Source organism: Burkholderia sp. MSMB1459WGS (assembly GCF_001534535.1).
In the GTDB taxonomy this organism is placed as follows: domain Bacteria; phylum Pseudomonadota; class Gammaproteobacteria; order Burkholderiales; family Burkholderiaceae; genus Burkholderia.
The window spans coordinates 437,199-459,271 of the sequence record NZ_LPMU01000044.1; the positions used below are offsets into that span (position 1 = coordinate 437,199).

The 22,073-nt window shown below is 59.1% G+C and carries 17 protein-coding genes; 12 read left to right on the top strand and 5 right to left on the bottom strand.

Annotated elements, in window-relative coordinates:
* Window positions 1-11: 11 nt before the first annotated feature.
* Window positions 12-317 carry a DUF4387 domain-containing protein gene (locus WT97_RS18605; RefSeq protein ID WP_060354020.1) on the bottom strand — a complete coding sequence of 102 codons (306 nt, stop codon included), beginning with the start codon at window positions 315-317 and terminating at the stop codon, window positions 12-14.
* Window positions 304-1,761 carry a DUF1446 domain-containing protein gene (locus tag WT97_RS18610; protein ID WP_257128517.1) on the bottom strand — a complete coding sequence of 486 codons (1,458 nt, stop codon included), beginning with the start codon at window positions 1,759-1,761 and terminating at the stop codon, window positions 304-306. The genes WT97_RS18605 and WT97_RS18610 overlap by 14 nt, the downstream gene beginning before the upstream one ends.
* 52 nt (window positions 1,762-1,813) lie before the next feature.
* Here WT97_RS18610 and WT97_RS18615 point away from each other — a divergent pair, with 52 nt between their 5' ends.
* The 6 genes from WT97_RS18615 to WT97_RS34955 all read left to right on the top strand — a co-directional run bounded on the left by WT97_RS18615 (window position 1,814) and on the right by WT97_RS34955 (window position 9,538).
* Window positions 1,814-3,028 carry a citrate synthase family protein gene (locus WT97_RS18615; protein ID WP_060354022.1) on the top strand — a complete coding sequence of 405 codons (1,215 nt, stop codon included), beginning with the start codon at window positions 1,814-1,816 and terminating at the stop codon, window positions 3,026-3,028.
* 87 nt (window positions 3,029-3,115) lie between these two features.
* Window positions 3,116-4,144: a cyclase family protein gene (locus WT97_RS18620; protein WP_060354023.1), complete on the top strand. Its 1,029-nt coding sequence runs from the start codon at window positions 3,116-3,118 to the stop codon at window positions 4,142-4,144.
* A gap of 926 nt (window positions 4,145-5,070) precedes the next feature.
* The gene (locus WT97_RS18625) at window positions 5,071-6,480 is read left to right on the top strand and encodes a cell wall metabolism sensor histidine kinase WalK (RefSeq protein WP_306640868.1); all 1,410 of its coding nucleotides are present in this window, start codon (window positions 5,071-5,073) and stop codon (window positions 6,478-6,480) included.
* Window positions 6,477-7,664 carry a glycosyltransferase family 9 protein gene (locus WT97_RS33070; protein ID WP_082751423.1) on the top strand — a complete coding sequence of 396 codons (1,188 nt, stop codon included), beginning with the start codon at window positions 6,477-6,479 and terminating at the stop codon, window positions 7,662-7,664. Before WT97_RS18625 ends, WT97_RS33070 begins: the two co-directional genes overlap by 4 nt.
* Window positions 7,665-7,973: 309 nt before the next feature.
* Window positions 7,974-9,074 carry a zinc-binding dehydrogenase gene (locus tag WT97_RS18630; protein ID WP_060354025.1) on the top strand — a complete coding sequence of 367 codons (1,101 nt, stop codon included), beginning with the start codon at window positions 7,974-7,976 and terminating at the stop codon, window positions 9,072-9,074.
* 341 nt (window positions 9,075-9,415) lie between these two features.
* The gene (locus WT97_RS34955; protein WP_257128519.1) at window positions 9,416-9,538 is read left to right on the top strand and encodes a hypothetical protein; all 123 of its coding nucleotides are present in this window, start codon (window positions 9,416-9,418) and stop codon (window positions 9,536-9,538) included.
* 211 nt (window positions 9,539-9,749) lie between these two features.
* On the opposite strand, the gene WT97_RS18640 is transcribed toward WT97_RS34955, so the two are convergent.
* Complete coding sequence (locus WT97_RS18640) at window positions 9,750-10,184, bottom strand: helix-turn-helix domain-containing protein (protein WP_060354089.1); 435 nt, start codon at window positions 10,182-10,184, stop codon at window positions 9,750-9,752.
* 106 nt (window positions 10,185-10,290) lie between these two features.
* On the opposite strand from WT97_RS18640, the gene WT97_RS18645 reads away from it, so the two are divergent.
* Both WT97_RS18645 and WT97_RS33075 read left to right on the top strand, forming a co-directional pair.
* Window positions 10,291-11,064: an SDR family oxidoreductase gene (locus WT97_RS18645; RefSeq protein ID WP_060354026.1), complete on the top strand. Its 774-nt coding sequence runs from the start codon at window positions 10,291-10,293 to the stop codon at window positions 11,062-11,064.
* Between the two features lie 71 nt (window positions 11,065-11,135).
* A complete protein-coding gene (locus WT97_RS33075) occupies window positions 11,136-12,023 on the top strand; it encodes an alpha/beta fold hydrolase (protein WP_082751424.1) in 888 nt (295 codons plus the stop codon).
* A gap of 171 nt (window positions 12,024-12,194) precedes the next feature.
* On the opposite strand, the gene WT97_RS18650 is transcribed toward WT97_RS33075, so the two are convergent.
* Together WT97_RS18650 and WT97_RS18655 are read right to left on the bottom strand one after the other, a co-directional pair.
* On the bottom strand, window positions 12,195-13,481 hold the full coding sequence (locus tag WT97_RS18650; protein ID WP_060354027.1) for an ATP-binding protein: 1,287 nt from the start codon (window positions 13,479-13,481) through the stop codon (window positions 12,195-12,197).
* The gene (locus WT97_RS18655) at window positions 13,478-14,245 is read right to left on the bottom strand and encodes a response regulator (RefSeq protein ID WP_060354028.1); all 768 of its coding nucleotides are present in this window, start codon (window positions 14,243-14,245) and stop codon (window positions 13,478-13,480) included. Before WT97_RS18655 ends, WT97_RS18650 begins: the two co-directional genes overlap by 4 nt.
* 1,248 nt (window positions 14,246-15,493) lie before the next feature.
* Here WT97_RS18655 and WT97_RS18660 point away from each other — a divergent pair.
* Genes WT97_RS18660 through WT97_RS18675 form a run of 4 tightly spaced genes read left to right on the top strand, consistent with a single transcriptional unit; the run spans window position 15,494 to window position 21,997 of the window.
* The gene (locus WT97_RS18660; protein WP_060354029.1) at window positions 15,494-15,835 is read left to right on the top strand and encodes a hypothetical protein; all 342 of its coding nucleotides are present in this window, start codon (window positions 15,494-15,496) and stop codon (window positions 15,833-15,835) included.
* 46 nt (window positions 15,836-15,881) lie between these two features.
* On the top strand, window positions 15,882-17,426 hold the full coding sequence (locus WT97_RS18665) for an efflux transporter outer membrane subunit (protein WP_060354030.1): 1,545 nt from the start codon (window positions 15,882-15,884) through the stop codon (window positions 17,424-17,426).
* Window positions 17,423-18,730 carry an efflux RND transporter periplasmic adaptor subunit gene (locus WT97_RS18670; RefSeq protein WP_179949789.1) on the top strand — a complete coding sequence of 436 codons (1,308 nt, stop codon included), beginning with the start codon at window positions 17,423-17,425 and terminating at the stop codon, window positions 18,728-18,730. Before WT97_RS18665 ends, WT97_RS18670 begins: the two co-directional genes overlap by 4 nt.
* A 12-nt stretch (window positions 18,731-18,742) precedes the next feature.
* On the top strand, window positions 18,743-21,997 hold the full coding sequence (locus WT97_RS18675) for an efflux RND transporter permease subunit (RefSeq protein WP_060354032.1): 3,255 nt from the start codon (window positions 18,743-18,745) through the stop codon (window positions 21,995-21,997).
* The last annotated feature ends 76 nt before the right edge of the window (window positions 21,998-22,073 follow it).

Here is a 22,073-nt window from a genome sequence, read left to right on the forward strand (position 1 = left end):
GGGTCGACCAGTCAGTCGATCCGGACGCTCAATAGCGGAATGAACTGCTGCCCGCCGTGCAGATCCGATGCCCCCAGTGCACCTTGCGTCGACGGATGCGGGATACTGAACTTGAATGCGCGGGCACTGTCGCATTCGAAAAACCGGACCTTGTCGGGTGTGGTGTGATACAGACGCGAAAACATCTCGACGTTGAGCGCCCCCGAGCGCTTGACCAGTTCATAGCTCTCGTCGTTACTGAACAGAATGTCAAAGGTCAAGACAAAAGGGCCTGCGTTCTTGCTGCGGATCATCGCCGCGATGTCAGAGAGTTGCATGCCTGGCTTCCTCGATATGCGCGATGGCGGTCCGAAACATGGATACTGGCGTATCCGGCAGCACGACATGATTCATGTTGAAGGCATACACCGGCCCGCGTTCAATGTGCGCCGGGTTGTGCAGGCAAGCGAAGCCCGTGATCGATCCTTTCCACTTGGTCGTGGGCTGGTGCAGCAATGGTTGCCGTGTCAATTGCACCAAGGCGCTGGCGGTTTGCTGGTCCGCAGCGGTTGCTTCGACAACGAGACCGATCTCGTGCGGGATTCGTGCACGATCTGGCTCAAGCGCCCCCATTACGCCGTCGCGGCCGTATGCGTGATAGTCGATCCTCGCGCCCATCGCTTCCAATGATTTGCCGAATACCTTTTCCACCGACAGCTCGACACGCTGAATCACTTTGCCGAGCCAGTCGTCAAATTCGCCAAGGATAAAGGGATCGCGGATGCCGCCCACCATGATGCTTTGATACCCCACAAGTTCGGCGCCTTCGAGCTTGATTGTCGCCTGCTCGGCTGGCCTGAACTTGCTTCCCCGTATCCGCACGCTTGTGTCGTCGATCTGTTCGTAAACGGTCTCGCTGATATCCAGTACGCCGGAGGCCTCAGTGAAGCAAAACGGATCGGCGTTCTCGTAAAGACTATGCGCGGCGACGGATTGTGTCGTGCAACGCAAACCTGGGCCGATCGGCTGGATCACCACTTCGTCGGGCCGCACATAGCCGACGATCATGCCATGTGCGGGCCTTTCGCAAACCGAGGGGCCGCATTCGACGACCTTGCCCGCGTGCCAGGCGAGCCCATGCGGCAGGCCCATCTGGATCGGCATGGCCGCATACAGTGCGGGATCGCTGCACCGCCCAGCCACAACGAGATCAACGCCGGCGGCGAGCGCGGCTTGCAACGGCTCGACGCCCATCATGCCGACTATGCGCTCGCTGCGCCGGATCGTCGTTTCATCGAGATGGGGAGCCGGGTTGAGCGCGCGGATTCGCCCCTGCCCAAGTTGTTCCAGCAGGAAGTCCTTTGACTGCTCCGAGCGAATCTCGGCTACCTTGAGCTCCAGCCCTTGGGAGGCCGCGACCTCGCGCACGATATCCATGAACCAGTCGACGTGCACGTCTGCGCCGCCCGTGCCCACCGAGCCAATCAGCAGTGGAACCTTGGCGGGCACGGTGTTTCGCAGCAGGGTGGTGAGGTCCCGCAAGATCGCTTCACGTGGAAACGCGCACACGCCCATTCCCAATGCAAACGGACCCGCGTCCGTGGTGCCGGCGTCGGCAGCAACGAAATGTGGCTCGCACGCCATCGCCTTGCGCAAGCTGTCTTCGGGGACGCCGATGCCGAGCATCCCGCTCGCGGCAATAAACCTGCATTCCTTCATGTTGTCTCCATCCGGATGATCAATGGCCCGGTTGGGAACAAGTGTCGATGTATGTGGCATCATCAGTCAATCTCGATGATAATTGTCGATATATTGACTTGATCTCCGCCCCCCCATGACAAACACAACTCCCGTGCCGCTGGGCTCCAGCGATAGCCTTTACATGACGGCGGAGGAAGCCGCGAGCGCATTGAATGTCAGCGTGCCCACGCTCTATACCTATGTCAGCCGCAAGAACATCCGTGCGCACAAGACTCGCGGCAGCCGGGTCAGCCGGTACCTGCGCTCGGATATTGAACAGATCAAGTCGGGGATCGCGCCTGCCTCGGCGCGCGACACCGCGCCCGGTCTCACGGGCTCGTCGGCTATCACCTTGATGACCGAAGCGGGCTCCTTCTATCGCGGTGTGAGTGCCATCGATCTGGCAGAGAAGGCCACTCTGGAGGACGTTGCCCGGCTGCTGTGGGATGCCGGTGACTTCGATCCCTTTGAATGCCCTGCGACCGCGCTTCCCCCACAGAGTGATGCGCTGCTCAAGGCCTGTGGCACCTTTAGTGCGCTGGACCGAGCCATCATGCTGCTTCCCGTCATCGAGGCGGCGAATCCTCGTGCGCACGATCTCGGCAAGCATGGCTTTCTTCGCTCCGGGGCAGACGTGTTGCGCTGGTTCGCGGCCTGGATGCTCGGACAGTCATCTCCGGCCAGGCTGCCGCTGCATCGCTACATTGGTGCGACGACAAAATGCGGACCGAAACTTGAGGATGCCGTACGCAGGGTGCTCGTTCTTTCGGCCGATCAGGCATTGCATCCCGCAACCTACGTCGCTCGCGCGGCGGCCAGTACCGGCGCAACGCCCTATCGGTGCGTGATTGCTGGCCTGTCGGCTGCCACGGGCAAACGCTTGCCGGCCGTTCGCGTCGGTGCGTTTTCCCGCTTTCTGGCCGAAATCGACAACGCCCAGGATTCGACCGAGCCGATCAGGATTCGCATGCGGGAGAGCGAAGACATTCCCGGGTTTGGCTATTCGCCATTCAATGCACCAGATCCACGTTCGGCAGCATTGTGGGCCTCGTTGCGTGTTCTGTTGGCTACAGACCGGCACTTTGCACGCTTCGAGCGCGCTATCGACCTCGCCATTGATCTTACGGGCCAGCAACCGGATTTTGCCCTGCTGGCTGCCTATGTGAACCGACGCATCGGCGCCGAGCCGGACGCGAATCTCGTGCGGCTTGGACGCATTGCCGGTTGGGTGGCACATGCGTGGGAGCAGCAAAACGAGATGCCCCTGGTACGCTGGAAGGTCAATTACAAGGGTGTTCTGCCGGGTTGATTATTATATCGATACTAATAATCGATATTGACACGTTCCTTTCCGGAACTGTATGTTCAGCGGAAACCTGGGGTTCAAGGAGACAGCGTGAACAAGCGGTGGGTACGTCGGCCGGAGGGGTCGAACTGGGGTGATTTCGGTGACGAGGATCAGATCGGCAGGCTGAATCTCCTGACACCAGAAAAGGTCAGGCAAGGTCTCGCAGAGGCACGGGAAGGCATCACGTTTTGCTTGAGCCTGCCGCTCGACTACCCCGGAGGCGATGTCGCCAATCCCCGGCGACACCCGCCCCGGCTGTTTGGTGCGATGCTTGGCGGCCAGTGCTTTCACAATCACGCGCGACCTGTGCCGGGCACCGGGCGGCGGTCGGTTGTCTGCGACGACGCCGTGCTCCTCTCTACTCAATACTCGACGCAATGGGACAGCCTTGCACACGTCGGCGCCGAGTTTGATGCGGACGGTGACGGCATCGCCGAGGTCGTCTACTACAACGGATGGCGCGGTGGCGAACATATTCTGACGCCGCCGCCGCGAGAGGATGTCGAGGAATGGGCGAGTCATGAAGGCGTCAGCGCCGGACCACTAGGCATCGACACGATGGCTGCGACTTGCGTGCAAGGGCGCGGCGTAATGGTCGACCTGTTCGAGCGTTTTGGCCGCGAACACCATCGCGTCGGCTATGACGAACTCATGCGAATCTTCGATGACGACGGAGTGGAGGTCGAATCCGGAGACATGCTGTGTTTATGCACGGGCTTTGACGAATTACTGCTCGAGATGAACAGGGCGCCAGACCCCTGGCGGCTGCACAACAGCTGCGCGGGGCTCGATGGATCCGACTCCCGATTGCTGCAATGGATCACTGACTCCGGTGTCGCAGCCCTCATTTCGGACAATCGTGCTGTTGAGATTCTGCCGCCACCACCGGGCGCTGCGAGCACCATCCACGAACATTGCCTGTTCAAGTTGGGTGTGCCGCTGGGAGAGCAATGGTTGCTCTCGCCCCTGAGTCGGTGGTTGCGCGTGCGTGGTCGCAACAGGTTCCTGCTGACGGCGCCGCCGCTGCGGCTGCCAGGGGCAGCCGGCTCACCGGTCACACCAGTCGCAACAGTTTAGAAGCCTATGAGTGCTCCTGTAGGCCGTTTTCTGCAATAGGGCTGGAGGGGGTGGGTGAATTTCCGGGTTAGCGGCTGCCCAATGCAGTCAGACTGTGACTACAAAACTGTATGTGCCTCCCGCGGAGCCGTTGCGCGTACCAGCGGTGCAGTAAGGAACTGCGCGACGCGAGATCTATAGCACGGTTGGGTGGAGTCGCGCTGTTTATAGTCGATTCTCAGGTTCGGTAAGTAACTGGTAAGTCGAGCTGCCATAAAGTCAGTTCCACCATGTTCACTGACTTTCCGGAAGCGACTAAAAAATCTTTGCCTGTTCGCCGCATGTTTCCTCCCAACCTTGCTTGCGCTTTCCTACAGGTGCGTGGGCAGAAGGGGCGGACGCTGATCAGACCGGACCCGTGAATCCCGGTTTTGCGATCCTGAACAATGCGACCGATTTGACCCACTGGGCGCTTGGTGGGATGTCAGCGTCGGAGAGTCGCTGTGCAAGGCTTACGGTTCAAAGGAATGCGACCGAAGTGCGGGCAAGAACAAGGCATGTGCTTGAGCGCGCCAGGCGGCCTTGTATGGGCACGCGAAACTGGAGCCGTCATTTCAGTCTTCGTGGTTTCGAGTTGAACTATGCGCACACTCGCGTTCGAGGGAAAGATTGTGCAGCCGTCGGAAAATAGCTACGCGATGTCCCGCCCTTTCACGAGTGCATCTGGCGAGGTCCTATCTGGTGGAAATTGCTCGCCGGATCGAGCTGCGGAGTCTTGATTTCTATATATATCGGTTGTACCGGCTGATGGGGACCCTGGTCGCGGCACCGAAGGTGATCACGACAATACACGCACCGGGCTACGTTTTCTGTCCGGACGCTGGCGGCGCGCTCGCACCCTTAGCCCGCAAGAGCGACCGGTCCATCTCGTCTACGAAGCATTCGAAATGGGTATTCCGACGTCGCGCAGCATTCCACCCCGCTTCAACCTGGGAGCCGTCATGTTCAATCACTGGATTCGAAGCCTGTCGGCCCGGCTATGGGTGACGACCGTCGTCGCGCTCGCAGCCAGCCTGACCGTGCTTGCCGGGATGGTTATCCATGTTCTCGATCACTACCCGGAGCAGACTCTTGGCCGACGTGAAGAGATGCAGAGTCTCGCCAGGGTGATTGGTGGAATTCGGTTCGACGACTCGGGTTTTCCCCGCGATGTGGAGCTTCCTGATCAGCAAGCGTGGCTGTTTCAGGTTGCGCCAACCGAGCTCAAATATCGTGTACTGGACGCGCAGGGACACGTCCTCCTGGCATCGGCCGGAGCAGAAAAAGACGGTCCGTGGTTGACGGGCGACCTTTCTGCCGACGTTGGCAAGATAGCCCACGCAGACGTGGATGGACGGCGGTTTTCGATCGTGACGCGCAGGGTATTGCGGGGACAATCCGAGTTTTATGTGCAGACCGCGACGAGTGCCAGATTCATAGAAGTACTCGTCAGTTCAAAGGTCAAACCAATTCCGTCGACGGTCAGGGTCATTTTTTTTGTTGCAGTTGCCATATTCGGCATTGTGCTGTTGTTTACGATCCGCCGCATGCTCAAGCCGTTGCGGGACGCGTCTGACGCGGCGGCACAGATAACGCCGCGTCATCTGAAGACGCGCCTTTCGAGCCATGGTGTGCCGAGCGAGATCAAGCCGTTGATCAATGCCTTCAACGAGGCGCTTGGACGGCTCGAGAACGGCTTTCTGGTTCAGCAGCAATTTCTTGCGGCTGCCGCGCATGAGTTTCAAACGCCGCTGACATTGATCCGCGGGCAGATCGAGTTGCAGCCGGAGATCAAGGAAAGAGATCTTTTGTTCCGCGAAATCGACCTGATGTCGAGGCAGGTTCGACAACTGCTACATCTGGCCGAAGTCAGCGAAGCACAGAATTTCGATTGCGGCGAAGTCAACATTGCTGACGTGGCGCAGGATGTCGTTGCGTATCTGGCTCGCAAGGCCGATGCAAAGCAGGTGACGTTACGTGTGGATGAGCGCGACACGGCACCGTCGATCTGGGCGGACAAAAGCGCGCTGTTCATTCTCCTCAAGAATATCGTCGAAAACGCGATCAATGCGTCCCCTGTCCACGGCATCGTGTTGTTGACTATTGACGGGATATCGATCGAGATTTCTGACGAAGGGCCTGGCATCCGCAAGGATCATCTTCCGTTTCTGTTCAAGCGATTCTGGCGCGCGCCCGATTCAAGGCACGATGGCGCGGGCCTGGGATTGGCAATATGCAAGGAAATCGCGGCGGTGCACGAATGGCGCCTGACAGTGAGCTCACTTTCGATTGGAACGCGGTTCACCGTCTGGTTATGACCCCTCTTTTTGTCGAACCGCTGGCTCCTCGCGCGATTCTCGTCATATGCACGGAGCGAATCGGTGACGTATTGCTGAGCACCCCTGCGGTACGTTCATTAAAGCTGCATTGGCCCGGTGCGCAAATCGACATGCTGGTGTTCGATGGAACCGCTGTCGCACTGCAGAACAATCCAGATATCCGGCACGTGATTTCTGTGCCACGTCGTACCACTATCAGTGAGCGGTTTGCAACGATACGCCAGATCTGGCGCAGGTACGACCTGGCGTGCACCTTGCGAAGCTCAAGCGTTGCAACATTCTATTGCTGGATGGCGGGACGCACGCGGATTGGCGTTGTCCCACCGTCGGGGAAGGGCTGGTTCAGAAGGCGACTGCTGAACCACTTTGCTGTCGAGCATGATCGTAGCGCGCATGTGGTCGAAAGCAGCGCATTACTGATGAGTCTGCTTGGAATTCCGGCCTGCTTTGATGTCGTCCCCCCCGGAGTCGGTAACGAGTCCGGCAAATTGAAACGGCTGGATCAACTCCTTACATGCGGTGGCAGTTCATCATTTGTGGTGGTGCATACGTATCCGAAGTTCACGTACAAAATGTGGCATGTCGAAGGATGGGTGTCAGTCATACGGTTTGCGCGCTCGCACGGCTACGCAATTGTGCTGACGGGTGGCCCCGCGCCTGCGGAAGTCCTGTATACAAAGAATGTCGCCAGCCGTGCCGGTGGAGATGTCATCAACCTGGCCGGGAAGTTGAGCTTCGGTGAGACGGCCGAAGTGATTCGACGAGCCAGCCTCTTTGTCGGCCCAGACACGTCGGTATCGCATGTTGCGGCAGCAACTGGAATTCCCACCATCGTGCTGTTCGGGCCGTCGAATCCGGTTCGATGGGGGCCATGGCCGAAAGGATGGTCGGGACGTAGCCCGTGGAAGCTCGTCGGTTCCGGGCAGAAGGGGAATGTTTATCTGGTGCAGGGAACCGCTGCGTGTGTGCCATGCCAGCGGGAGGGTTGTGGGAAAAGCATCCATAGCAGCAGCGATTGTCTGCAGAACCTCGATGCGCATCGCGTCATCAAGGCAGCCGCGAAACTGTTGAGAGTTGCGCCGAGGGAAACAGTCGGGATTCCGGTAGTTGCACAAGCCCCGGGGGATATGAGTAACCCCGTGACTGTCGAAAATATTGGGTAAGGCGTAGGAAGTGGGCGATGGAGGCATTGATGCCTCGCCGACCGAGGAAGCTTCCCAGGAACCCCGTCTCAGGTGATGACCGGCACATTGCCTGAGGTGCTGCCGAAGTCGATCGTGATGACGAATGGAGTCGTTTTGCGCCGGGTCCAATCGGTGCAGTGGATTCATTTCCAGCGCGAGTTTGCGTCTTGAGGCCAGACTGATTCGCGGCTGGGGCGCAGAAGGCACTCGCGAGCGGACGTATTCCGAAATTCACGTTCACCCTCAAACAACTCTAGCGATCTTCACCTGACATACAGCGAGGCTCCAATGAAAGCTGCCCTTCTCAATGCATTCGGTACTCCGCTCTCCATCGAAACGTTACCCGATCCGGTTATTGGAACCGGCGAAGTCATCGTTGACGTCGTCGCGACAGGAGTGGCGAGCTATGCACACGGCGTCTTCTCCGGCGCCCGGAATTACCTGCTGGAGCCTCCGCTCGTGCCGGGTGCTGGCGCTATAGGCCGGGTGCGTGCGGCGGGTCCGGATTCCACACGGCTCGCAATTGGCGACTGGGTCTACTGTGACCCGACCATTCGCGCGCGTGACAATGCCATTAACCCGGACACGATTCTGCAAGGATGGACCGCACGTAATCCGGCGGCCCTTTCGCTGCATCGCTTCTATCACCACGGTTCCTTTGCGACGCAGATGCTGGTGCCGACCGAGAATGTCACGGCTATTGGCGATCTGGAAGAGCGCGATGCGGGGAAGTGGTGCGCGTTGAGCCAATTGCTTGTGCCGTTCGGCGGTCTGCTCGCTGGAGAGCTGCAGCCTGGCGATACTGTGCTTGTCAACGGGGCAACGGGGGGATTCGGCAGCGCCGGAGTCGTCGCGGCGCTCGCTATGGGTGCGGCAAAAGTTGTGGCAGCTGGTCGCAATCAGCAGAAGCTCGATGAACTGGCTCGTCGGCTCGGTCCGCGAGTGATTTGCGTACGTGTGACAGGAGACGTAGACGATACACGACGAATCTGCGAACTCGCGGAAGGGGAGATAGACCTCGCGTTGGACATACTGCCCCGTGGGGCGTCCGCGTCACAAGTGCTGGTGGGTGCGAAGGCACTGAGGCGTGGTGGCCGCCTGGTGCTAATGGGTGGCGTCCGGAAGACCGGAGAGGACGAGCCTTCACTGCCATATGCCTGGCTTATGCACAATGAAGTCACGCTTCGAGGTCAATGGATGTACCCACGTGTGGCGATCCCACAAATGGTTTCAATGATTCGTGCCGGGCTGGTCAGTCTGACGAAGTTCAACGTGACCGAATTTTCTTTGGACGATGCCAACGAAGCGGTTGCCTTTGCAGCCGATAACGCTGGTCCGCTCTCGCTGGTCGTGATAAGTCCTTGCAGGCAAAAATATACTGACGGCTAGCCGATCAGCACTCTTACGGTGCGCCGTTAGCCCGGGACGCTGGAGTGTAGAGTGCCGCTACCTGCCTCACTCGTCGCGTTTTCTCCGGGCATGGACCGTGACCGACGCGGAGCGACGATGATCACAAAGGAAGGTGTTGATCCCTTCTTCACGCGCGAGGGAACGGGACACACCGGTGCCATGTACCTCGTAGGCCAGAACCCGGAAAGTCTATTGCTCACCCCCGCGGTGCACGCCGACCTGAGCGGTTTTCCGCCCATCTTGCTTCAGTAGGTACAAACCAGCTTCTGCTTGACGACTCCGTGCGTCTCGCGGCACGCGCCCGCGGCGCTGAGGTCGACGTGATCCTCGACGTCACCGCCGATGTGCCGCATGTCTTCCACGCGTTCGCCGGCATGCTCGACGAAGCCGACTACGCGCTCGACCGGGCAGCGCTTTTCATCTCGCAGCACCTCGCGAAGTGAGGTTGGTCGGTAAGCCCGGAGAGGGGCGAGCCTCTCGCTACGATTGCCACAGACGGCCGGGCGTCAATGTCGTCGCGGAACCAACGTGCAGGAGACTCCACGCACTTCCTGCGTCTTCGTGTTCTCCTTCGACCAGCCTGGCGACGCTCGCCAGGTAAATTTGAAACACCAGTATGCAATGAAGCGGTGATCGATCATCGACGCGTACCGTTCATTGCGCCGATCCATCGTCAAAAGCGTTACGTGCCTTTTCGACCGCATCCAGATTGTTGGCGGCCCAAACCCATACGCCGCAAAACGCCGCGCCCAAAGTGATTCCCAGGTCTGTAAGCTTGTACTCCACCTTCGGTGGCACAACCGGATACACAGTACGCGTGACTAGCCCATCGCGCTCCATCGCGCGCAAGGTCTGGGTGAGCATCTTCTGACTGATGCCTTCGACCCGTTCGCCGAGGCGGCTGAAACGCAGCGGCGAATCTTCCGCGAGGACGTCGAGAATCAACATCGTCCATTTGTCGGCGACGCGACCTATTAAATCCCTGACCAGGGAACCAATCCGCGGATCAAGGTCAATCGGCGGTGTAAGACTGGCGTAGTACTGCGCGGCTTCAACCTGTTCCTTGGTAAATGCCGGAACTCGCTCCATGTTCACACTCTCCTTTTGGTAAGTATCTGACTTTCGGGTGCCTTCTTCCTTTTTGACAGTATGCACGTCAAACTACGTCCATGCTCAATTCAACCGGAGATGACGGGTGAAACTGATTGGAAGGACCGTGTTGATTACAGGGGGAAGCAGTGGAATAGGCCTCGAGCTGGCGAAGCAACTGATCGCGCGGGATAACAGCGTGATAGTCACCGGGCGCAACCGCGACAGGCTGGAAGCCGCACGGCAAGCCGTACCAGGTCTCCACACTTTCGAAAGCGACGTTAGCGATCCGGCGAGTATCGAGTTGCTTTATCAAAAGGTGTCAATCAGTTTTCCTCTGTTAGACACCCTTGTGAACAACGCGGGTGCGATGCGCAATATCAAGCTTGATCAGCCGTATCAATTGAACGATCTGACAGCCGAGATCAGCGGGAATCTGAACGGCACCATCTGGATGGTCCAAACGTTTCTCCCTCTGCTCTTGCGTCGGAAGGGCAGCTTGATTGTGAATGTATCGTCTGGTCTCGCGTTTATTCCTTTTCCCGCTGCTCCGATCTACAGCGCGTCCAAAGCTGCGATCCACGCATATACACGGTGTCTGAGGGCGCAACTGGAAGGCTCCTTCGTGTCAATCGTCGAATTGGCCCCTCCCGCCACCGAGACACCCTTGTTCCGGGGCGAGTTCGCCGAGGAAATGAAGGGGGAGAAAGGTATGGACGTCAGTGTCCTCGTTAAACGCACCATTGACGGTATCGAAGCTGGAAAGCGGGAAATTCGTCCGGGCCTGAGCAATGTACTGAAGATCGCCAGCCGCGTTGCGCCGCAATTCATGTTTCGGCAGATGGTAAAGCTCGGTCGTCCGCGATCATCCAGCGCCTGAAGACGGAAATCTTGGGAAACAACAGCACTACCTTCGGCATGTGGTTCTCGTCGGATATGTGAAAGGCAGCCATGCGATCAGAAACATCGATTGTAAGTGGGCGGGTGACGTCGTCAGACGGTACGTCAATCGGATACGAGTCATTTGGCGATGGACCCGGTGTCGTCCTTGTTCAGGGTGCGATGGGGACCACACGGAATTACCATCAGCTCGCTCTCGCGATGTCCGACAAATTCACCGTCCATGTGCCGGATCGGCGCGGCCGTGGATTGAGCCCGCGTCCGTACGACGCTCAACATTCGATTCAAAAAGATGTCGACGACATTCGGGTCCTTCTCGGGCACACGGGCGCTCAGTTCCTGTTTGGGTTAAGTTCCGGAGCGGTGATAGTTCTTGAAAGCCTCCGAAGAGGCTTACCGGTCGAACGCGCAGCAGTGTACGAACCACCGTTCTATCTGGGTGGGATGGCGACACATCTCGTCACGCGCTTTAATACGCAGGTCGAACGCGAACAACTGGAAGACGCGCTCGCCACGGCGATGCGCATCGTCGGTTTGGGACCCCGGATTTTGCAGTTTGTGCCTCATTGGATCCTTCGGATCGTTGCGGCACGCGCGTTGCGCGTCGATGATCGTCGGTCGACTTCGTACGCATCGTTAAGGGAGTTGATTTCCGCGATGCGTTACGACTTCAATGTCGTGTCAGGCATGAATCAGCATCTACACGATCTTCGCGCAGTGAGTACCCCAGTGCTACTGATCGGTGGAAGCAGGAGTCCTGACTACCTTAAGAAGGCAATCGTTGCATTGACGGCGACATTACCTTGTTGCGAATGTATCGAGCTCGCTGGAGCCGACCACTCGTCGCCATGGAACGAAGATCTGAATGGAAAGCCAAAGCTGGTGGCGAGCATCCTGGTTGAATTTTTTGCGACGATTCAGGCCGGCAAGACTCCATAGACAAAAGATGCTACCTTGATCTAACGCTTTTCTCCGATAATTTAAGTGATTGCCACGCCTGCGAGTTAAATCGATGTGCCCCGACAGCGTAATAACGGTAATTGGTGCGCGCCGTGAAGAGGTGGCATTTCAGCGGGTACAAGCCCCAATGGAGTCTGCCCCCGGAAGAGGTTATTTAAGGGGAAGACGCAGCGTCGCCGCGAGGCCGCCTTCTGCTCGCAGATTCAGATCCAGCCTGCCTCCGTGCCAACGGATGATGCGCTCGGCAATCGCGAGACCAAGTCCGGTACCGCCCTCCGTGCCCGGTGAGGGAATACGCCGGAACGGCTGTTTGAGCAATGGAAGTTGCGCTTCTGGCACACCTGGCCCCTCGTCTTCCACGCTGAGCACAACATACCCCGGCTCGGTCCATGTGCGCACAGCGAGGCCGATTCGACCGTGAATGACTGCGTTGTGCATCATATTCATCAGTACCCTTTGCATGCCGACTGGCTGGAAGGCGACCAGTGGCAACGGTGCCAGTGATGTCTGGAAGACGTATCCGAGGCCAACGTAATCCGCTGCGAGCTGATCGACCAGCGCGTTGAGATCGCTAGGCACAACCGGCTCACTGTCGCGGCTTCGCGCGAAATCGATGAACTGTTCCACAATCGCGTCAATCTCCGCGAGGAAGTGCTCTGCGCTCGCAGACGGGGCCTCAAATGCCTCCGGCGCCGCGATCGCCATCCGCAGTTTTGTGAGCGGCGTGCGGATGTCGTGCGAAATGCCGGCAAGCATCTCTGTGCGCGTCGCGTCCATCTCTGCAAGTGACGCGACCATCTGGTTGAACGTGCTGGCTACGGTAATAAACTCGGCAGGTCCGTCGACAGGCACCGGTTCAGGCCACCCACCATGTGTAACCGTTGTCGCCGCACGCGCGAGGCGTTGCAGTCGCACCACTGTGTGCCGCTGGATGAGCCATGCGCCGAGTGCGGGGAATGCCGCGATCGTGAACAGTTGGGCAATTACACTCCACGGTAGTTGGTGATTGATTTCGGCGGGGACTGGCAACATTATCCAGTCAAGCTGGTCGTTGATCCGGAGCTGAATCCATATTTGGCGACTGTCTTTGCCGCCGTCCAAACGGACCCGCGTACCTGGTGACAAATGTTGCGTGAGGGTTTGCAGGAACCGGTGAGCCGAAAAACTGTGCGTAGGCGTGTCCGTGTCTGCGGGCGGCGCCTGCTCGCCGCCATTGATGGCGACGAGCTCGCTGTACCGGATCTCGGGCGGGAGCACGCGTAGCAGGCGCGCGACCTGCTTTGTCTGCGATGCAAATAGCGCCGCGGCCTCGTCGATGCGTGGGAGCTGGACGAAGGCGAAGAATATCGTGAAGGTAGAAATGTCGCTGGCGACGACGAGAAGCACGAGCAACAGAAGGTTGCGTCCTAGCAGCGAACCTAGCCACAATCTGGTCATGCATCAAACTCCGCGACAAGCATATATCCGACGCCCCATATCGTGCGGATATTGCGCGGCGTTGACACATCGGTCTCGACAATCTGGCGAATTCGCCACACCTGCATATCAATGATGCGTCCAGATGCGTCGGAGTCCGGCCCTCTGGCCCGTTCAATGAGCTTTGCACGGCTCACCGGGCGATTTGGCGTGCGCGCAAGTGCGCACAGCAGGCGCATTTCCGCGTTGCCGATCTCAACCTTGAGATTGTCATCGCGATTTAGCGTCTGCTGTCCGACATCGAGCCTGAACGCACCGAAACGCAGTACGGCCGTCTCGCTTCCAGGCATCGCTCCCTCGATTGCGTTTAACTGGCGCATCAGAAGGTCACGGCGGCGCAGTATTGCACGCACTCGCGCCAGCAACTCGTTCGGCAGAAATGGCTTCGCCAGATAATCGTCTGCGCCGAGCTCGAGGCCGATTACCCGATCGACAGGGTCCCCGCGAGCAGTCAGCATCAAGATCGGCAGTGTTTCACCCTGTGCGCGCAGTCGCCTGCATATCGACAGCCCATCCTCGTCGGGCATCATTATGTCGAGGATCAGCAGATCATATGAGTGGCGTTCGAGCGACGTCGCGAGCTGCATACCGTTGCGCACCGTACGCACCTCGAAGCCATGCGAGACGAGGTAGCGCTGGAGCATGCTACGGATGACCGCTTCGTCGTCCAGAACAATAATGCGGCCCTGCCGGGTATCGGTGGCCCTGAAAACGACATCTGGCATGATGTGGACCCTATCGCTCGTACATTGTGAAGCCCAAATTGCGCGTTCTTGGAAGCGTGGGGCCCAAGGGTGTCGCAACCGCTAGTTCCCGCCGTGATGGTATCCACTGTGTACGGCCACTACCGACACCCTTGGGCGCCCGGCGACTACTGCTACCCGTGCGGGCGCGGCCACCACTGCTATCCGGGCGGGCGCGACTACCGGCGCTACAGCGAAAGGTGCTGCAACCACGACGGCGGGAGGTGCCGGCGCATAGGCTGGCGCTGCCACTACCACGGCAGGGGGCGGTGGCACATAAGCCGGAACTGCGGCAACGGGTGCGCCGACGGAAACGCCGACGGCTACGCCCGCAAATGCCGGACAGGCGGCACAAATCAGTGTGGCGGCGGTCGACAAGGTGAAGAACCGGTTTTTCATGTGTATCGTCCTCTGGGTTTAAAGCCGTGTCAGAGTAATGAGCCACGGCAAAGACAGTGTAAAAACGCGTCGCGTTCCAGTCTGTTTAAAAGTTGTCTCAGATTGTCTCGTCCGCGGCCTCTCCTCAATAAGTGTCTGCAAACTGGGGATATCCGGATGGCTGAAATTTTCCGATGGCCTGATTCGGAAGTCGATGTCGAATTCCTGACTGGATCGTCGTCTCGGTGGAAGGTTCATGGGAAACTCAGCCTCTGTTTGCCGTCTGGAACGAACACGTGGTTGCGGCCACATACCGTTTGAACGAGCCTCGGGCGGCAGGCATCTCCGGAGGAGTGTCAGCCCGATGAATTGTTCCCGGGTGCATGCGTGCAGCTACGCAGTGGCGAAGTTTCGACCAACGCGAACTCGCGCCCGGACAGTCTGAAAGAGCTGTCTTCGTGAGTTGGCGTGCGCACTAAGTTTGCCGGATCGCGCAGTCCGGCGTCAGCGTCGACGACAAGTATGCGAGTGGGCATGGGACGTGCAGCTCCGTTAGCACGGCTTCAATAGAGCAATCGGGCTGATTCGGGAAACCGGACAACTCCACGACGACCATTCGATTATCAGTTCGACGGGCTTACCCGATACTTACCGGCCTGACCTTGGTCAGGCGGACTGGCATCGTGGTAAGTAAGCGGTAAGTCGAGTGCTCCTAAACTCGTTCCACTTTTCGCCCGATCCAGGAGCCGACTTGAAGGCCATTCCTTTTCTGCCACACCGCATGGCTGCATTGACGACAATGCGCCGGACAATCATCCGCTGTGCCATCTGTCAGCCTCTGCAGCATTCCCGATGAAGCGGAGTCTTGCGACGAGCCTGCGCGCGCATTTCGTGCTGCTCGCTGTTTCTCTGCTGCTCGCGGCCGTTCCCGGATGTGCTCTCTACGTGACGTTCGAGCTGTTCGACGCAGGTGAGCCCCCGACGAACGTTCGAGCCGCGTTAGTGCTGCTCGCGCTGGCGGTCACACTCGCGCTACGGTTGTTCGGCCTGCGGGTATTCCGGGCTGCCTGTGCGACTGGTCATGTCCGGCTGCATGACTCGGGCGAACACGGGGCATCGATCGAGCTCGACTGCGAGCATAGGTGGCTCGTTCAGCTGCATCTCGAACTGATGGGTTACGACTGTATCGACTGAGCGCGATACCTTGCAGCTGCATTGTAAAGAGAGAAGGAAGCGTGACATGAGGAAGCCGTTTATTGATTCCGAGGCGAGCCGCCGGGGCGTACCGTGGACAGCACGGACCCTGCGGCTTGGCAGCTTGTTCGCTGCCACGCTATGCGTGGCAGCCTGCGCCGTCGGTCCCAACTATCACAAGCCAGCCCAGGACATCCCCGCTACCTTTAAGGAAGGCACGGACTGGCAGCGGGCTCGGGTGAACGTGCAGGGCGCCATTTCGAGCACCTGGTGGCTCGACTATCACGACGACACGCTGTCGGGCCTCGTGAATCAGGCGCTCAAGGCCAACCAGTCGATCGCCTCTGCGGAAGCCGCATACCGGCTCGCCAGGGCCACGATCGATGCCAATGTCGCGAGCCTCTTCCCGACAGTCGGGCTGGACGCGTCCGGATCGCGCTCGCGCACGGCCTCTGTCGAAAGCGTGAGGGGCCAGCCGTACACGAGCAATCTCGCGAGTATCAGCACTTCCGCCAGCTGGGAGGTCGACCTGTGGGGCAGTGTGCGTCGCCAGATCGAATCAGCCAAAGCCAGCGCACAGGCAAGCGACGCCCAGTTGGCCGGCGAACGCCTCTCGATTGCCGCCAGCGTCGCGGTGGACTATTTCTCGCTTCGTCAGGCCGATATCGACATCGCTTTACTGAAGGCGCAGCAGGACATCGACGCCAGGATCCTTGAGATGGACCGCGCCGGCTTCGCGCAGGGAATCGTATCAAACGATGAAGTCCTCAATGCGCAGGACACCCTCGAGTTCGTGATCGCAGACCTGCAAGCCACGGAGACTTCACGCGAGCAGGCCGAGCATGCCATCGCTGTGCTGACTGGTGCGGCGCCGGCCAGTTTCTCCCTGCCGCCGCAGCCCGGCTATGTCTTCGCGACGCCAGCCGTGCCACTGGGATTACCGTCGCAGCTTCTGGAGCGGCGCTATGACGTCGTGAGCGCCGAGCGCACAGTTGCCGCGGCTAACGCCAGGATCGGTGTAGCGGAGGCTGCGTTCTTCCCGACGCTGACGCTGTCCGCCCAGGGGGGCTTCGAACACAACGCGCTAGCCAATCTGTTCTCGGTACCGAACCGCTTCTGGACGCTCGGACCGGATCTTGCCGCCACGATCTTCGACGGTGGTGCGCGCTCGGCGGCGGTCCGTGAAGCCGAGGCGACCTACGACGAACAGGTCGCCACCTATCGTGGCACGGTGCTCTCGGCATTCCAGAGCGTTGAGGATAGCCTGTCATCTTACAACCATCTATGTCAGCAGGAGCAGGCGTATGCGAAGGTCTACGAGCGCAACCAGCGGCTCTTCTCCAGTCAGCAGGCGCAGTTGCAGGCAGGTACCGCAAGCGAACAGGCCCTGTTGACCCAACGGATCACGCTGCTGCAGGCGATGCGCAGCCTGAAGGATACGCAGGCTGCGTTGACAGAGAGCAGCGTCGCGCTGGTCAAGAATCTCGGCGGCGGGTGGCAGTGGGACGACGCCGGCAAGGCGGCAGTCAGCATGAGCGCGAACGCTGCGCAGCAACCCCCGGATCAGAAGTCGGGAGTGAGGTTGCAATGAAGAATCGCCTTGAAAGTGGTCGCGTTGGAGAACGAAGTGATCAGTCGAGCGATGGCCGGCTGTGGAAAGAACCACGAAACATTGGAGTCTCTGTGAAGTCCATATCGTTGCTGTTCGTTACCCTTTTGACGTTGTCCGCGCTTGCCGGCTGCGGAAAATCCCGTCACGGCCCGGCAGTTCAGCCGCCGCAGGTCGGCGTGATCACCGTCCAGCCACAGAGTATTGCCCTGAGGCGCGATCTGGTCGGACGTCTTGCTCCCTATCTCAGCGCCAACGTCATGGCGCGGGTGTCCGGTGTCCTGACCAAACGGGTCTATAAGGAAGGTAGCGACGTCAAAGCCGGTCAGGTACTCTTCGAGATCGATCCTGCGTACTATCAGGCGCAGCTCAACAACGACCTCGGCATCCTCAGCGAAGACGAAGCTACCTGGATGAACGACAAGGCCAACGCGGCACGTTATCACAAGCTGCTGCCGGTCGGCTCCGTGTCGCAACAGACAGTTGACAATGCCGATGCAACAGTGCGCAGCGACGCGGCTAAAGTCAAGGCCGATGAGGCGACGGTGGAAAGCGCGAAGGTCAATCTGGGCTATACCAGGGTGACCTCCCCGATCCACGGCATTGCCGGTCAGCAGCAGGTGACCGTCGGCGCCGTCGTGGGTAGCAGTACCGCCGATGCTGGCTCCGGCGGCACCTTGCTTACCACCGTGAACGAGATCGATCAGCTCTACGTGAACTTCACCATGAGCGCGGCGGATCTGTTGATGCTGCGAGAAGCAAGCGCCCGCGGCGACGTCGCGCTCTCCCAGCCAGACGGGACGACCGTGCAGATCACTCTGCCCGACGGCAGCGCGTACGCCCAACCGGGCACCCTCGACTTCTCCGACGTCTCCGTGAATGCCACCACAGGTGCCGTCAACCTGCGTGCACTGGTACCGAACCCGCAGCGCACGCTGCTCCCGGGCATGTATGTGACGTTGAACGTGACATTGGGCCAACAGCGCAACGTGTTCTTGGTGCCACAGGAGGCGCTTCAGCGCGACACCGTAGGCGCGTATGTATTCGTAGTCGATGCAAGCGGAAAGGTGGCGCGTGAGGATGTGGCCGCCAACGACAGCTTCGGCACCAACTGGATCGTTACCAGCGGCGTTACGGCCGGCGATCAGGTGATCGTCTCCGGTCTGCAAGGCCTGCATGAGGGCGATCCTGTCAAGCCTCATCCATGGCATGCGCCGTCGACGGTTGCGCTGCAAGCTGGATCTGCATTGGCTGCGGGCAGCCGGACTGCCGTCAACGCACACTAAGGAAGCTGTCCCATGCCTCGATTTTTTATTGATCGCCCCGTCTTTGCGTGGGTGATCCCGATCCTGATCTGCATCATCGGTGTGATTTCGATGATGCATCTTGGCATCGATTCCTACCCGGACGTCGCGCCGCCTCAAGTCACCGTTACGGCCACGTATCCTGGTGCAAACGCAGCAACCATGGAATCGACCGTGACCCAGGTGATCGAGCAGCAGCTCACCGGCATCGACAACCTGTTGTATTTCAGTTCTGCTTCCAACTCCAACGGCACCGTCACAATCACGCTGAGTTTCCAGACTGGCACCAATCCGGACATCGCGGAAGTGCAGGTCCAGAACAAGGTCAATCTGGCCCAACCGCTGCTACCAGCCCAGGTGACACAGCAGGGTGTGGTCGTCGCCAAGGCGAGTCCCGACATTCTGATGTTCCTTTCCCTGCAGTCGAGCAACCCTGCCATCGACGCAGCGCGCCTGAACGATATCATCGCGTCGCAGATCCAGCCGGTGATCGCACGGGTCAACGGCGTGGGTAACACGCTGTCGCTGGGCTCTGAATACGCAGTGCGCATCTGGCTGAATCCGGACAAGCTGCAAGGGTATGGTCTGTCGACCACCCAGGTGCTTCACGCTGTAAGCGCCCAGAACGCGCAGTTCGCAACCGGTTCGCTGGGTTCCGATCCGGCCGTGAAGGGGCAAGTGTTTACTGCTTCGGTATCCGGTGACACGCTCTTCTCTTCACTGAAGCAGTTTCGCGACATCATCCTGTTGACCAACAGCAACGGCACCGTGGTCAGGTTAAGCGATGTTGCACGCATCACCTTCGGTGCGCAAAGCTACGGCTCGGCCTCTGTCTATAAGGGCAAAGCGGCTGGCGGGTTGGGCGTCTATCTGCTGCCGGGCGCCAATGCGCTTGCGGTGGCCAAAGCGGTGAAGGCCGAAATGGCTACACTCGCCAAGGATCTTCCGGCTGGCGTAACCTGGAATGTGCCTTATGACACGACGCCGTTTATCTCGGCTTCGATCGCCGATGTGGTGCGCACGCTGCTGGAGGCGATTGCGCTCGTCTTTGTGGTGATGCTGATTTTCCTGCAGAACCTGCGCGCCACCATTATTCCGACGCTTGTGATCCCTGTGGCGCTTCTGGGTACCTTTATCGGCCTCTCGGTGCTGCACTTCACACTCAATCAGCTGACCCTGTTCGGAATGGTGCTGGCAATCGGCATTGTGGTGGATGATGCGATCGTCGTGATCGAGAACGTCGAGCGCATCATGAGCGAGGAACGTCTCGAACCGAAAGAGGCTACCCGCAAGGCGATGGGGCAGATTACCGGTGCCATTCTCGCGATTACCGTGGTGTTGGCCGCCGTGTTCATTCCGTCGGCGTTACAGCCGGGGGCCACCGGCATCATCTACGCTCAGTTTGCGTTGACTATTGCGGTTTCGATGTTGGTGTCGGCGTTCCTTGCCATGTCGTTCACGCCGGCGCTCTGCGCGGCGATTCTCAAGCCCACGCACGAAGAGAAAAAGAACTTCATTTTCCGCTGGTTCGACAAGGGGCTCGCTGGGATCAACGAGCGTTACGCGCGCCAGATAGGCGGTGCGGTACGTCACGCACCGCGCTGGATGGTGGTGTTTGTATTGCTCTCCGTGCTGGCCGGGTTTCTGTATGTGCATCTGCCGACCAGCTTCGTGCCGGACGAGGACCAGGGTTTCATACTTGCGCTCGTCAATCTTCCGACGGGCGCCACGCTCCAGCGTACTGAAGAGGTCATGGACGAGATGTCGGACAGGCTCAAGCATAGCCCGATCGGTAAGGACGTCGCTGGTGTGTACCAGGTGGAGGGATACAGTTTTGTAGGCAGTAGCGAGAACGTGGGGATGGCGTTTATCCAGTTGACCGACTGGGACAAGCGCTCCGAAAGCGCGATGCAGCTCATTCCGCAGGCGAACCGTATATTGCATGGACTCCAGGACGCGCGCGTCTTCGTCGTCGATCTTCCCACCATCCGCGGGCTGAGCCAGTTCGGCGGAATTGACATGTACCTGCAAGCTCGTGCGGGTCAGTCACGCGCGGAACTGGCGCAGGCCGGACGCGTTCTGCTTGGTAATGCCGCGAAAAATACGACGCTGTATGGTATTCGGCCCAATTCGCTTCCCGATGCACAGCAGCTGGAGATGTCCGTCGATCGCGTGCAGGCACAAGCAATGGGGCTTTCCCTGACCGATGTCTATAACGCCATCCAGATGGAGCTGGCTCCGTACTATGTGAACCAGTTCACCTATGCGGGTCGTGTCAAGCGCGTGTATTTGCAGGCCGACGCACCGTACCGGATGGGGATCGACGCGTTCCAGCATATATACACGCCCAGCGGGATCAGCAGCGCGTCGACCGGCGCCACCAGTACTGCTGGCGAAACCGCTAACACCGTTGGGTACCTGACCCAGGTCAACCCGACGGCGACCAATAGCTCGCTGAGTCCGTACAACATGGTTCCGTTGTCGAGCGTGGTGAAAACACATTGGGATGTTGGTCCCGTTGCATTGCCGCGTTATAACGGCTATTCGGCCATTGAGATTGTGGGCAATCCCGCGCCTGGCTATTCGACCGGGCAAGCCATGCAGGCACTGCAGCATATTGTCGATACGCAGCTGCCACCGGGCTTCGCCGCGGACTGGACCGGTCAGTCCTATCAGGAAGTTCTCTCTGGCAATTCGGCGACGTTGCTGATGATTCTGTCGATCGTCGTGGTGTTCCTGTGCCTCGCGGCGCTCTATGAGAGCTGGTCGATACCGGTGGCCGTTCTGCTCGTGGTTCCACTCGGTATGCTCGGGATGCTAACTTTCTGCCTGCTAAGTGGCATTCCCAATGACATTTACTTCAAGATTGGTCTGGTGACCGTGATTGGTCTTGCGGCAAAGAATGCGATTCTCATTGTCGAATTCGCCGTCGATGGGCAGGCCAGAGGCATGACTTTATACGACGCTGTGTTGACAGCCGGAAAGTTGCGGTTGCGCCCGATCCTGATGACATCGATGGCCTTCATTCTCGGGGTTTTCCCACTCGTGATTTCTACCGGAGCGGGGGCGTCATCCCGGCACGAAATCGGTACAGGGGTAATAGGCGGGATGTTGTTCGCGACTGTCCTCGGTTTGCTGCTGATCCCTGTGTTCTACGTGGTGGTGCGGCGTATTCTCGGGGACAAGCTCGATGAGATCCCTAACAAGTTGCCGCATGGTGGCGATGACCGTACAGACATCGTCGCATGACCTGGAGCCAGGCGAACGTCAATTGCCGGCACCAACGAAGAGCGAAAACGTGGGCCGCTGTCGTTCCGTCAACGGC